12 protein-coding genes are annotated in these 14,200 nt (G+C 37.2%); 3 read left to right on the forward strand and 9 right to left on the reverse strand.

Going from position 1 to position 14,200, the window contains the following annotated elements; genetic code table 11:
- Nucleotides 1-61 precede the first annotated feature (61 nt).
- On the reverse strand, nucleotides 62-787 hold the full coding sequence (locus tag LC095_RS18305) for a GntR family transcriptional regulator (protein WP_226529527.1): 726 nt from the start codon (nucleotides 785-787) through the stop codon (nucleotides 62-64).
- Nucleotides 788-884: 97 nt separating this feature from the next.
- Entirely contained in the window at nucleotides 885-2,336 is a 1,452-nt protein-coding gene (gene nagE, locus LC095_RS18310; RefSeq protein ID WP_226529528.1) for an N-acetylglucosamine-specific PTS transporter subunit IIBC, read from the reverse strand.
- Nucleotides 2,337-2,614: 278 nt separating this feature from the next.
- Between nagE and nagA the strand changes: the two genes are divergently transcribed.
- Both nagA and nagB read left to right on the forward strand, forming a co-directional pair.
- Nucleotides 2,615-3,823, forward strand: coding sequence for an N-acetylglucosamine-6-phosphate deacetylase (gene nagA / locus LC095_RS18315; protein WP_264196100.1), 1,209 nt, complete (start codon nucleotides 2,615-2,617; stop codon nucleotides 3,821-3,823).
- Entirely contained in the window at nucleotides 3,810-4,556 is a 747-nt protein-coding gene (gene nagB / locus LC095_RS18320; protein ID WP_226529529.1) for a glucosamine-6-phosphate deaminase, read from the forward strand. The genes nagA and nagB overlap by 14 nt, the downstream gene beginning before the upstream one ends.
- A gap of 37 nt (nucleotides 4,557-4,593) precedes the next feature.
- Here nagB and LC095_RS18325 read toward each other — a convergent pair whose 3' ends face one another.
- The 5 genes from LC095_RS18325 to LC095_RS18345 form a co-directional block, all read right to left on the reverse strand.
- Complete coding sequence (locus tag LC095_RS18325) at nucleotides 4,594-5,388, reverse strand: ABC transporter ATP-binding protein (protein WP_216772162.1); 795 nt, start codon at nucleotides 5,386-5,388, stop codon at nucleotides 4,594-4,596.
- Nucleotides 5,363-6,358, reverse strand: coding sequence for an ABC transporter permease (locus LC095_RS18330; protein ID WP_226529530.1), 996 nt, complete (start codon nucleotides 6,356-6,358; stop codon nucleotides 5,363-5,365). Before LC095_RS18330 ends, LC095_RS18325 begins: the two co-directional genes overlap by 26 nt.
- Before the next feature lie 12 nt (nucleotides 6,359-6,370).
- Complete coding sequence (locus LC095_RS18335) at nucleotides 6,371-7,384, reverse strand: ABC transporter substrate-binding protein (protein ID WP_226529531.1); 1,014 nt, start codon at nucleotides 7,382-7,384, stop codon at nucleotides 6,371-6,373.
- Nucleotides 7,385-7,614: 230 nt separating this feature from the next.
- Nucleotides 7,615-9,171, reverse strand: a complete 1,557-nt coding sequence (locus tag LC095_RS18340) for a fatty acid--CoA ligase family protein (RefSeq protein WP_226529532.1) — start codon at nucleotides 9,169-9,171, stop codon at nucleotides 7,615-7,617.
- A gap of 260 nt (nucleotides 9,172-9,431) precedes the next feature.
- A complete protein-coding gene (locus LC095_RS18345; protein ID WP_226529533.1) occupies nucleotides 9,432-10,166 on the reverse strand; it encodes an MBL fold metallo-hydrolase in 735 nt (244 codons plus the stop codon).
- A 221-nt stretch (nucleotides 10,167-10,387) separates the two neighbouring features.
- Between LC095_RS18345 and yhfH the strand changes: the two genes are divergently transcribed.
- Nucleotides 10,388-10,522, forward strand: a complete 135-nt coding sequence (gene yhfH / locus LC095_RS18350) for a protein YhfH (protein WP_078435627.1) — start codon at nucleotides 10,388-10,390, stop codon at nucleotides 10,520-10,522.
- Between the two features lie 122 nt (nucleotides 10,523-10,644).
- Here the strand turns inward: yhfH and LC095_RS18355 are convergent, their stop codons facing one another.
- Together LC095_RS18355 and amt are read right to left on the reverse strand one after the other, a co-directional pair.
- A complete protein-coding gene (locus tag LC095_RS18355; RefSeq protein WP_226529534.1) occupies nucleotides 10,645-11,664 on the reverse strand; it encodes a LacI family DNA-binding transcriptional regulator in 1,020 nt (339 codons plus the stop codon).
- A gap of 179 nt (nucleotides 11,665-11,843) precedes the next feature.
- The gene (amt, locus tag LC095_RS18360; protein ID WP_226529535.1) at nucleotides 11,844-14,135 is read right to left on the reverse strand and encodes an ammonium transporter; all 2,292 of its coding nucleotides are present in this window, start codon (nucleotides 14,133-14,135) and stop codon (nucleotides 11,844-11,846) included.
- Nucleotides 14,136-14,200: the final 65 nt, after the last annotated feature.

The raw sequence follows: 14,200 nt of genomic DNA on the forward strand, positions 1-14,200 counted from the left end.
GCTTTTCATGAATTCCAATTTAAAATAGAAAATGAGCCTACCTAAAAGGTTGGGCTCATTTTTATTTTCTCTCGATATCAATTTTAAACTTATACCTGTCTGCACGATAAGAAGATCTTACAAGCTCAAGTGGCATGCCATTTTCCAAAAAGGTTTCCCGTTGAATGAGCAGGACCGGAACACCTTTATGTATGTTCAAATGCTGTTGATCTTCAGCATCAACAATGGCAGCCTCAACCGTTTGGGATGCATGTCCTATCGTTAATTCCAAATCATTTTCAATATAAGTATATAGAGAGCTCGCCAATATATCAGGTGTTAAACCAGGAACTAGACTTACAGGAAGATAGCTGGTCTCTACGGCGATCGGTTCATTATTTGCTAGGCGAAGACGCTTTATTTTATAAATAAGCTCTTCATCTTTAAGAGAAAGAGTTGCTCTGATCTCTTTGTCTGCCGGGTATATTTCAAAATGTAGTAACTTACTTCCCGGAACTAAATTGCGGGCTTTCATATCTTCGGTAAAACTGGTGAGACCTTGTAGATTTTGTTCAAATTTTTGACTGGAAACAAAGGTTCCTTTCCCTTTTTCCCGAAAAAGATATCCCTTGTTTACAAGGTTTGTTATGGCCTGACGTACAGTCATACGACTTATCTGATAGCTTTCTGAAAGCTCTCTTTCTGATGGCAAAGCATCACCTGGTTGCAGCTTCTCGGTTTCTATTGTTTTTTTTATTTGCTCTTCTAACTGATAATACAATGGAAGAGGAGAATTTTTGTCTACCACATAAAGATCCCCTTTCAATTTCACTCTTCTTCATTATAGTATATTTACAAATAAAATAGAAAACTACCTGAACATAACAGGTAGTTTTCCTTTTTATTTATTTTCTGATCTTTGCGATTTCATCTGCCACAAATTGGACTTGTGTTCCTACAATGACCTGGATGCTTTGTGGTCCAACTATGTTGATACCCGGTATACCAGTTGATTTAATTTTGTTTTGATCAACCGCATCCATGTCTTTTACTTCAATTCTTAGTCGGGTAACACAGTTATCTACAGATGTAACATTCTCATCTCCGCCAAGTCCTTCATAAATGACGTTTGCCATCCTTGCAAATTTATTTTCTGAAGTAACCGTTCCTTCTTCAGTTTCATGACTTGATTCTTCTGTCTCAGCTTCTCTACCTGGTGTAGCCAAATTAAACTTGGTGATTAAAAATCTAAACAATACATAGTAGATAACAGCAAATGCTAATCCTTGTAATAAAAGCATATATGGTTGATTTGCTAACGGTAATCTTGAGCTTAGGACAAAGTCGACTAATCCTGCACTAAAACCAAATCCTGCCGTCCAATGGAAAAATGAAGCAATTGCTAAGGATATCCCTGTTAAGGCTGCGTGAACAACATAAAGTGCAGGTGCTAAAAACATAAATGAAAATTCAAGAGGTTCTGTTACACCAGTAAAGAATGATGCAAAACCTGCCGCTAACATTAGTGATGCAGCTTGTTTTTTACGCTTTGTTTTCGCTGTATGATACATAGCTAAGGCTGCTGCCGGTAAACCAAACATCATAATCGGGAAGAATCCAGCCTGATACATTCCTGTAACTCCTTTTGTACCAGTTCCAGCCCAGAAGTTTCCAATATCATTAATTCCCGCTACATCAAACCAAAATACCGAGTTTAATGCGTGATGTAAACCTGTTGGTATTAACAAACGATTAAAGAATCCATATAATCCTGCTCCAATAAACTCCAATTTACTGATAGCTGTTCCAAAAGAAACTAATCCTGTGAAAATGACAGGCCATGCGAAAAAGAGAACCAATGACACAACCAGCATAGATACAGCTGACATAATTGGAACCAATCGTTTTCCACTAAAGAACGCTAACGCTGCTGGTAGCTGAACTTCGCTAAACCGATTGTACATTATAGAAGCAACAATCCCTGATAGAATTCCAACAAACTGATTCTCGATTTTTCCAAAAGCCGGATTCACTGATTCTGCATCAATTCCCTGTAGCATCGCAACCGTATCAGTCGAAAGTAATGTTGTAATAACAAGGAAAGCTACTAAACCACTTAGTGCAGCAGATCCATCTCTGTTTTTGGACATTCCCAATGCCACACCTACTGCAAAAAGAATAGACATATTGTCGATAATCGAGGAACCGGCTTTAATTAAGAATGCAGCTACAGGGTTTCCTGCGCCCCACCCAGCCGGATCAATCCAATAACCAATTCCCATTAATATCGCTGCAGCTGGCAGAACGGCTACTGGTAACATCAATGACCGTCCAATGTTTTGTAAGTATTTCATCATGTTGACTTCCCCCTATTCATTTATATAACGGAATAAAATTAGAGCCTTTTGCTTTATAGCACTCTCACAAATATGAAAGCGTTTCATAAGCATATAGTAACATCGTTGAGTATAGATGTCTATACCAATTTTATATAACAAACAAGTATATTTGTCATATTATCTGTAAGATTATCATACATGGTTTTTAACTGGTATAGACAACTATATAAAGTGGTGGTATTCTATATTCATAATTTATACCTTTTCCTCTCATACTATTCAAAGGGGGTTTTTACATGGAAATCATTTCTGACAAATCAATCATTATACAAGGAACCATTTATACCGAAGAACAAACGTTACAATCAGGTTTTGTTCAAATTGACGATGGGAAAATAACAAAGATAAGTAAATCTACTGAACATCTATCTTCAAAAGATTATCAACTGATTACCCTACCGAAAGGCTATAGTATTATCCCTGGTATGATCGACCTTCATATTCATGGTGTGAATGGTGCTGATACGATGGATGCGACAAGAGAAGCTCTTGATATAATGGCTTCCACCCTTCCGAAAGAAGGAACAACGAGTTTCTTGGCAACAACAATAACAGAGGATATAAACGAGATAAAAAAATCGTTAGTAAATGCCGGTGATTATATCAACTCTTTTCAATCTGAAGGTAATGCCGAAGTGTTAGGGATTCACTTGGAAGGTCCGTTTATTCATAAAGGTAAAGCTGGCGCCCAGCCTGTTCAGCATATAGCTGATCCAGACACTCAATTATTTAAACAACTTGAATCATTATCCAATCATCATATTAAGCTAGTTACTCTGGCTCCAGAACTACCAGGAGGAAGTGAGCTTTTAGACTATCTAAAGAATAAAAACATCGTCTCTTCCATTGCCCATTCTGAAGCATCCTATTCTCAGGTTTTAGAAGCCATTGATCACGGTCTTACACATGTAACACATTTATTTAATCAAATGACAGGCCTTCACCATCGTGACCCGGGAATTGTAGGGTCAGCTTTCCTAAGGGATGAGCTAATGGTAGAAATTATTGCAGATGGGATACATGTCTCTCCTGAAATCGTAAAAGTTGCTTATAAACAGATTACAGATGAAAGAATGATCTTAATTACTGATGCAATGAGAGCAAAATGGCTTGAAGATGGTAATTATGACTTGGGCGGACAGATGGTTACCGTTACAAACGGGAAGGCACTGCTCGATGAAAACACTTTGGCTGGCAGTGTACTTAAGATGATTGATGCATTTAAAAATATCCAAACATTTACTGGTTGCAGTATGGAGAGCGCGATTAAAATGGCTTGTGAAAATCCAGCTAAGCAACTGAATGTTTTTGATCATAAAGGTAGTATAGCGAATGGAAAAGATGCTGACCTCGTTATCCTGGATGAAAATAAGGATGTATATATGACCATTTGCAAAGGAAACATTGCGTTTACGAGAGGAGATGACAACCTTGAAAATCATTGAAGTGAAAGATTATGAGGAAATGAGTAAAAAAGCTGCTGAATATATGTTAAAAAAGATTAAAAGCAGCTCTCAGCTAAATATAGGCCTTGCCACAGGCGGAACACCAAAAGGAGTCTATCAGGAATTAATTAAAGATTATTCACTAAATAAAACGTCCTACACACACATAAAAACGTTTAACTTAGACGAATACATCGGCCTTAAAAAAGATGATCCAAACAGCTATTTCCACTATATGAATGAAAATCTTTTTAAACATATTGGTATTTCATTAGAGCAAACGCATATTCCGTCAGGTATAAATGAAAACACGGACGCAGAATGTGAAGCTTATGAAAATATGATTAAGAATGCCGGGGGAATAGACCTTCAGTTATTAGGGATAGGTGCAAACGGACATATAGGCTTCAATGAGCCTGGGACCTCCTTTCAATCAAAAACACATGTTGTTGATTTAGCTGATTCCACCCGAGAAGCAAATGCCCGATTTTTTGATCAACTAGAAGATGTCCCAAAACAAGCCATTACAATGGGAATTCATACGATTTTTCAAAGCAAGGAAATTATTCTTTTAGCTTCAGGTAAAGCAAAACAACAGGCAATGGTCGAGCTTTTAAATGGAGAAGTGACAGAATTGTTCCCTGCATCCATCCTAAATACCCATCCGAACACCATTGTGATTGCTGATGAAGAAGCATTAAGAGGCGTTAAAAAAACGACTAATGCTATGTAAAAAAGGTACATGCCCCAATATTTGGAGCATGTACCTTTTAAATTAAAAGCGCCTTATCTGATAAAGAACTATCTGATTTTATTTTTGAAAATTCCTCAAGTAAACTGTTCACCGTTAAGCCTTGCTTTTGTTCTCCTTCTGCCTGGAACACAATTTTTCCTTTATCCATCATGATTAAACGATTTCCAAGATCAACAGCTTGTTGCATATTATGTGTAATCATTAACGTTGTTAAATTCCCTTTTTCAACAAGCTTTTTTGTTAAGTTGGTAATCAGCTCTGCACGTGATGGATCCAGGGCAGCTGTGTGTTCGTCGAGTAATAGGATATCAGGCTTTGTAAAAGTAGCCATTAATAGCGATAAAGCCTGGCGCTCCCCTCCAGATAACAAACCAACTTTGGCGGATAAACGGTTTTCAAGACCTAATCCCAGCATCTCTAACTGTTCTTTGAAGAACACTCGTCTTTTTGCTGTAACACCTGGTCTTAATGTTCTCTTATGAACACGCGAATAAGCGATCGCTAAGTTTTCTTCAATTGTCAGTGTTGGGGATGTTCCAGCCATAGGGTCCTGGAATACCCGTCCGATATATCGTGACCTTTTAAACTCCCTGACATCAAGCATAGATTGATTCTTTATGCGTACATCTCCATCATCAGGAGTTATTCGCCCGGCAATCACATTTAAAAGTGTTGATTTTCCGGCTCCGTTACTGCCGATAACTGTAACGAAATCCCCTTCATTTAAGGATAAAGAAAGATGGTCTAGGGCTATTTTTTCATCTAATGAACCTTCATTAAACACTTTAAATATTTGCTCTAGTTGAAGCAATATCATTCCCCCGCTTTCTGCGTAAGCTTTTTTTCCGTTTATCCTTTTGCTTATCAACCATTTGCGGAATAACAAGGGCCCCAATAACAATACATGCTGTAATAAGCTTCATATCACCTGTTTCAAAGAAGTTAACTCGAAGAGCCATCGCAACAATTAGGCGGTAGATAATCGCTCCGATAATGACCGCAATCGTAGCACGAACGATCGTTTTTGTTCCGACTAATGCCTCCCCAATTATAACTGAGGCTAACCCGATAATGATCATCCCAATCCCCATACCTACATCACTAAATCCATTGTATTGAGCAATAAAGGCCCCGGAAAATGCAACAAGTGCATTTGAAAGACCTAATCCAACAATCTTTAACATATCTGTATTTGCTGAAAAACTTGTGATCATATTTTGGTTATCACCAACTGCTCTAATCGCAAGTCCAAGCTCTGTTTTCAGGAAATAGTCCAATGCAAATTTAATGACTAGAATTATAATCAGCATTGTGATCACAACCGACCAAGTTTTTGGTACATAGCCTTCCAAACCAATTGAAATAAAGAGCTGTTCTAAACCTGTATCTATTCCAAGCTTACTCCACCAATCAAGTAATTGCGTGAAAACTGTTTCCTCTTGTAATAGTGGAACATTCGATTTCCCCATAATTCTAAGATTAATAGAATACAAGGCAATCATCATTAATATCCCGGATAAAAGCGGGTTAATGTTTCCTTTCGTATGCAGAACCCCTGTGATACAGCCAGCCAAAAATCCTACAAGTAATGCAACTAATGTGGCTAAGAAAGGATTCACACCATTCACAATTAACACAGCACTCACAGCTGCACCTGTGACAAAGCTGCCGTCAACTGTTAAATCCGGAAAGTCTAGTATTCGAAATGATAGGTATACTCCAAGAGCCATAATCGCATATATTAAGCCTGACTCTACTGATCCAAATAGGGCTGTAAACATAATTCCTCACCTTTATTCAAGAATTTCTGCTTCTTCTTTCCATTCTTCTTTTATTTCAATTCCCATATCTTCAGCTGCTTTCGCATTGATTTGAAGTTTTAGATTTTGCGGATATTGGACAGGAACTTCACTTACTTCCTTCTCTCCAGTTAAAATGCTTGCTGCCATTTCTCCTGCTTCAAAGCCGATATCATAGTAATCGAATCCGTAAGCTGCAAAGCCCCCGCGTTTTACAGAATCCAATTCACCAACAAATAGCGGGATATCATTATCACTAGCAACACCAATAACACTTTCTAACGCTGAAACAACCGTATTATCCGTAATAACGTATAAAGAATCGACTTTTCCTACTAATGATTCTGTTGCCTGCTTTACTTCTGCAGAGGTAGAAACAGATGCTTCAACGACTTCTAAGTCTGTCCCTTCCATTGCTTTCTTAACTAAATCAATTTGTGCCACAGAGTTTTGCTCTCCTGAGTTATAAATCATTCCTACCTTTGTTCCTTCAACATTATCTGCAATAAACTTCACTGTATTTGGAATGGCATCAGGATGGGTATCTGTTGTACCTGTTATATTTGCACCGGGCTCTTCAAAGCTTTTAACCAGTCCTCCGCCAACCGGGTCTGTAACAGATGTAAACACAATCGGTATATCTTGTGTTGCATTCAATGCACTTTGTGCACTTGGTGTTGAGTTGGCAAATATTAAATCAACATTGTCCCCTGCAAAATTAGCCGCGATTGTTTGGCTGTTATTTTGGTCTCCCTGAGCAATTTGTACATCATATTCAACTTCCAGCCCTTTTTCTTTTAATGCAGCTTGAAAGCCTTCCAATGCAGAATCTAATGATGGATGCTCGACAATTTGGTTTACACCTATTGTATATGTTTTTTCTGAACTGCCAGAATCAGAGCTTCCTTCACCTGTGCTACCAGATGAACTTTCACTGCTTCCACAGCCAGCTAGTGCTAAAAAGCTAGCTAACATCATTCCTGTACCAATTTTCCAACCTTTTTTCATCCTATATAATCCCCCTTTAGTCCCTTTAAATCTCTTTTATGCTTTTATGCTTTCATTGATTAAATTATACAGGAGAAATCAAATAGTTCAATATATTTTGAAAACTTTGCTTATTTTTTTCTATACAATCTAGCAAAAATCCTATCATATCAACAAAAAACACAGCTATCTCAAAGATAACTGTGTTTTCCTTCAAACATTGTAAGGTATGATTACATTCTTTTAATATACTATTTTTGTAAAATTTGATCTTTCAGTGCTCTTCTTAAAATTTTCCCTGTTGTATTTTTAGGAAGTTCTTCTAAAAACTCGATTGAACTAGGTATTTTATACTTAGCTAAATGCTGTTGGCAGTATTCTATGAGCTCTTCTGCTGTTACTGTTTTATTTTTCACAACAACAAAGCATTTTACTGCTTCACCAAAGTTTGGATCAGGGACTCCTAATACTGCAACCTCGACAACTTCTTCGTGATTATATAATACTTCTTCAACCTCGCGCGGGTATACGTTATAACCGCCAACAATGATCATATCTTTTTTCCGATCAACAATATAAAAATAACCTTCTTCATCTCTTCTGGCAAGGTCACCTGTATATAGCCAGCCATTCTTTAGAGTAAAGGCTGTTTCTTCAGGCATTTTATAATATCCCTTCATAACATTAGGGCCTTTAACAATTAATTCTCCTACTTGGTTAGGTGGTAATTCTTCGCCTAATTCATTCACAACTTTATTTTCTACATTCATAATATTTGTCCCTATTGAGCCTGGTTTTCGTGGACGATCAAGAGGGTTGAAGCATGTAACGGGTGAAGCTTCTGAAAGACCATATCCTTCTGATAAAATCACTTTAAACTTTTGTTCAAATCCTTTTAATAAAGCAACAGGCATTGAAGCACCGCCCGAGACACACATACGTAATGATTTTAAGTCTTCTGGTTGAGCTTTATCATATTGAAGTAAAAAGTTATACATGGTAGGAACTCCAGCGAAAACAGTTGCTTGATACGTTTTTACGAGGTTAAAAATAGTATCAGGACTAAACCTATGTACGATAAGCAAAGTTGCCCCGTTCATAAGTGGTGCATTTAACGCAACAGTCAGGCAAAAAACATGAAACATCGGTAGAACCGTTACAATCACATCTTCTTTGTTCATTTTTAAATAGTTAGCTGTATCAAGGGCATTACTATATAAGTTTTTATGCGTTAACATCGCACCTTTTGGTTTGCCGGTTGTTCCGGATGTATATAAAATAACAGCAACATCTTCTTCATCAAGTTCGGGACCTTCAAATTGAGTGCTGCCTGTCGAAAGTATTTTTGTAAACCTTTTCATTTTTGTGTAAATCGCAAGCTCTGTGATATCTATTTCTTTTTTGTCTGAAATTGGCGGTGTATCACAAGTAATGATATGTTCAAGCTTCGGCAGCATACTTTCCATCTTCTCAAACAACGGCAAAAGTAAATCCAATATAACAGCTGCTTTTACATCACCATTGTTCAAGATATAGGCAATTTCATCAGGTGTATAAATTGGGTTAACCGGAATAACGGTTGCACCTGCACGTAAGGCACCATACAATGAAATGACAAAGTATGGAGAATTTCCTAATACAATTGCGACATGATCTCCTTTGTTAACTCCCAACTCCTTTAAGCTGCTTGCAAATTGATTGATTTCTCCTTCAAGTTGCAAATATGTTGTTTCTGTTCCATCAAAAATAAAAGCCGGCTTTGATCCATGTTCTTTGACAGTTTCAGACAACCGTAAAGATAAATTCATTTTCCCACCCCTTTTTAAAAATGAATGAATAGCCATTCACTTATCTGATAGAAACTTTTTTTCTATTGGTATAAAGAACCCCTTTGGTCATGGTGACTTACCTCCAGAAAAACATTCTACTTCCATTATATTGAATGAAGGAAGATTTCACAATGACTGAGATTGATTCCATATAAGAAAACCACAGGTCAGCCTCGGGCAAATAAACAAAATGAAAGGTTCATCCCATTAATAGGAGATGAACCTTTTATAAATTAATCCTATGAACTCCAAACAAATCCAGTGCTTGCCAGATTTATTTTGCCTTTAAAATGCTCATTTGCCTGTGCAGCTAAATCAGCTAGATTGCCGAAATGAGGGAGATGTGTTAACAGCAATTGCTTTACCTTTGCTTTATGTGCAAGCTTTCCCACTTCAGCACTGTTCATATGACCCGCACTTTTTCCATCTTGATGAGAGTATAAGCTGCACTCTGAGATGAGGAGATCGGCATTTGACGAAAATGGGATGAAATTGTCCTGATAACTTGTATCGGCAGTATATATGACAGTTGATACGAGATCAGTGATTTTCATAGCAAAACAGGGTGCCGGATGAGTGGTTCTTAAAAACGCAATGGAAAATGGTCCAATTTCCAACACCTCTGTATCCTTATATACAACACCAATCGTTGCATTTTTATATGTCAGTTTTTGAAAAGCTGCTTGATCTAAATCATGCCCATAAATAGGCAATGTTTTTTTCCTATTATGAATCAATCCTGTAACATAACAGCCATATTGTAAGGGTCCTATGTCTGCTACATGATCATGATGATAATGTGATAACACAACTGCATCAAGTTGATCTATTGAAATGGTTTGTTGTAATTTTGACAAAACCGCACTGCCACAATCAATCAATAACCGAAAACCGTTTGATTCGAATAAATAACCTGAGGTTGCTTCTCCTGCGTTTGGAAAGCCGCCCCAATACCCTATCACTGTTACTTTCATGAGTCACTCAACCCTTTCTCAATTTCTCACCAAGAACATTATAACCTCTGTGGAATTGTTTTAACATTCATGAAAAATTGGCTAATACCTATTTTGGTAGAAAACAGCTTTAATACCAACATTTCCACATATCCTCCCGATAATTGTTACAAAACAGTTGTTGACACTTCCCAAACTGTTATAATACAATATGTGTAACAAATCAAACGGAGGGGATTCAAATGATGATGAAAATAACAGAATTTTTCAGAAATTTACCAAAAAAACAGTGTAAAGAGTGTGGAGGCGAAATTGAAGAACAGCATGAGTGTTATGGAAATACTTGTAATGAGTGCTTACACGTAACAGATCTTTAACCTTTTTTACACCTATACTGTTAGATAACAGATTATAAATTCCGATATTGATATATTACAAAGGCTCAAAAATATCGATAAAAAAATAAGAAGGTTAGCCTAATGGCCAACCTTCTTATTTTTTATGATGTCGCGACTAAATGATCTCTACTTGTAGATGAACCCCGATACGCCAGCTTAGAAATAAATTCATGATTCTCAAAAGTACGGAATTGCTTTCTATGTATTTTTTCACACATAACATCTATTGATTTTTCGGCCATAGCATCAACCGGCTGTATGACTGTCGTAATCATTGGATCTATGAGTTTGGTAATCTCCATATTATCATAGCCGACTACAGCTAAATCCTCCGGTATTCTCCAACCAGCCTTTTGTGCCTCTAAAATAATGCCAGCTGCAACAGCATCTCCTCCAGCAAAAACAGCTGTCGGTGATACCTTCATACAAGCTAATTTTCGAAAAACCTGTTTACCGTCTTCAACTGATGAAACTTTATCAAAATAAAACTTTTCATAAGAATGTATATTTACTTCTTGTAAAGCAGATTGAAACCCCTTAATTCTAGCTTTCATTCCTTCGCTTTTTACCCCGATTGAACAATAAGCAATATGTGTATGTCCCCTCTCAATCAAGTGCTTTGCTACCAGATAGCCGCTTTGTGCTTGATTGACATACACCATTGGAATATTTGCATTCTCTATTTTCTCATTACAAAGAACAATGGGACCGTAATTTAAATAGGAATCAATCACAGACCAATCATTTTCAACAGCTGTCATAATAACACCATCGACTTGTTTGGTTTTTAATAGATTCAAGTACCGGCATTCTTTTTGTTTTGAGAATTGAGTTTGGCAAATAATCAATTGATATCCTTTTGATGAAGCTTTCATTTCCAGCAACTCAATTAATTGACTGAAAAAAGGTGTGGATATTTTCGGTATTAATACAGCAATAATTCCTGTCTTTTGATTTCTTAAGCTTCTTGCAGCAGAATTAGGAACATACCCCAATTGTTCCATTGCCTTCTGCACAAGCTCCTTTTTTTCATCTGAAACATATGGGTGATCATTTAATACTCTGGACACAGTTGTCCTCGATAATCCCGCCAGCTTCGCGACATCTTCAATGGTAGACAAATTTCTCCCTCCCCACAGGCTCTATGTTGCCCACCTTGCTTGACCTTGGAAACGTTTTCAAATATGATTATATGAGAATATCTTCTATAATTCAATCTTTTTTTACAAAAAGTGTTTATTTTACCTACGAATTCAAGTTTTAGCAGGAGCAATTTATAAGAAACTGCTCCTACTATCTTTCAACCTATATCTGCAGTAACAAATTGTTTAACAGACCTTTGCAATTGTTCATTTTGTTGTTTCATCATGTTAATTTTCTCTACCATATCAAGAGTTAGGTCAAGATTAGTTTTCATATTTTGGAAGACCTTCTCCATTCGGCCTGTCATTTCTTTAAAACTATCTTGCTGTTCATATCGCCTACCTTGAATCGTGACCGTATCACGATTTACGCGTTCCAACGTAATGAGAAAATCATTCATAAATTGATTAACCTGATTGACCTTATCATCAATCGTATGAAATCTTTTCGGCATTTTTACTAATTGATCGCTTAATAACTCAATTTTTCGAGATAATTCGATCACCTCCGAGAACCCTGCTGTCGTTTCTTGTGTTGTACGGTGAATCATGTCCCTAATATCTGCTGTTGAGTCTTTGGATTTATTTGCAAGCTTTTTAATCTCATTTGCAACAACTGTAAAGCCTCTACCAGATTCCCCGGCTCTTGCAGCTTCGATACTGGCATTAAGCGACAGTAAATTTATTTGTTCGGAAACCTCTGTAATCAAGTTAACCATGTGTTCACTTTCTTTAGCATAATTGGTAATTTTGGACACATTATCATGAAAAACGGTCAGTTTATGATTAACATCATTATTTAATTCACCAACATCTCGTACAAAGCTTGATATGTCTGTCATTTCTTTTTGAATCCAGCCCATTTGATGTCCTATTTGCTCTATTGAAGAAAAAGCCTGTTGTATTTCTGCAATCACTTGATTTTCCACTTCAATCTCCTGTTCAAGCCACTTTTCTGATTTTGATACATACGTATATGTTTCTTCAATTTCTGCCATTTGCTGTGATGCACTTTTCTTCGAATCTTCACTTAATGACAATACATTTACTGTCGTATCAAGAACATGTGATGTTTGTGTTTTTACCTGGTGTACAAGATCGTTTAATGTGGAAAGCACTGTGTTAAACGCTTTATTCAGCTCAGCCATGTCTTCTCCAGGCTCATACTTGATCTTTTTTGTCAGATCTCCTTTTGCCGCTGCAATTTCATTCATCGCAACAATTGTATCTAATACCGAAATGGATGCACCATGTTCACTTACATTGAGCCCTGCTTCCTCCTCATGCTTCTCTACTCTAATATTCATTGTGAATTTCATTATTCCATAAATTAATAGCCCCATTCCGAATGCCCAAACGAACGCCGTTCCTGCACCTAAAGCTTGGACACCTAGCTGCTCTAATCTTGATTGAAGCACAAGATTCTCTACCGGAGCAAAAAGGGCAAGTCCAATTGTCCCCCATGCACCACAGACTCCATGAACTGCGATTGCTCCAACTGCATCATCCACTTTAAATACCGATTCAATGATTCTTAAAGAAAAAACAACAATCGTTCCGCCAATTGCTCCGATAAGCAAAGCTGTTTCAGGTGTTAACACATTAGCTCCAGCTGTTACCGCAACAAGTCCACCTAATATTCCATTTAAGATATCTTCTACCTGTGGTCTCTTATCAAGGAACCAGCTTACTATCATTGCTGTTAATCCGCCACTTACTGCTCCAAAATGTGTATTCAATGAAATTAATGCAATGTGAATATCTGCCACTCCTGTTGATCCTGCATTAAAACCAAACCATCCAAGCCATAAGATAAAAACCCCTGTTACAGCTAAGACAGCATTAGACATTGCAAATTTACGACTTTTTCCATCTGAAGAATACTTTCCAATACGGGGACCCACAATAATGGCAGCAGCCAGAGCAACCCAACCTCCGATCGAATGAACGACCGTTGATCCTGCAAAATCCATAAAACCTAAAGCTTCCAGCCATCCTTTGCTCTCACCGTTCCATAAGCTGCCCCAAGCCCAGTGTCCAAAAATCGGATAAATAATTGCACTAATCATTATTGTGCCGATAATGTATGCACTAAACTTAACTCTTTCAGCAATAGCCCCGGATACAATGGTTGCAGCGGTTCCTGCAAAGACAATTTGAAATAATAAAAATGCCCAATTAGATGGATCTTCCTCAAGTCCTTGAAATAAGAAACCATCCAAGCCGATCCATCCGGTAGATGATGATCCAAACATAAAAGCAAAACCAATTAAGGAAAACACGACTGTCGTAATTAATAAATCAATCACATTCTTCATTGCCACATTAATTGAGTTTTTTGCCCGGACCAATCCTGCTTCTAATAAAGTGAAACCAGCTTGCATAAAAAAGACTAAAAAAGTTGCGATAACCATCCATAACACATTTACATTAAGTTGTATTGTATCCATCCTTTACCTCCTAAGTTATAAACTATGACGTATAATGGTATATTTTATAACATTTTAGGTAAAAA

The organism is Metabacillus niabensis (assembly GCF_020524345.1).
In the GTDB taxonomy this organism is placed as follows: domain Bacteria; phylum Bacillota; class Bacilli; order Bacillales; family Bacillaceae; genus Metabacillus; species Metabacillus niabensis_B.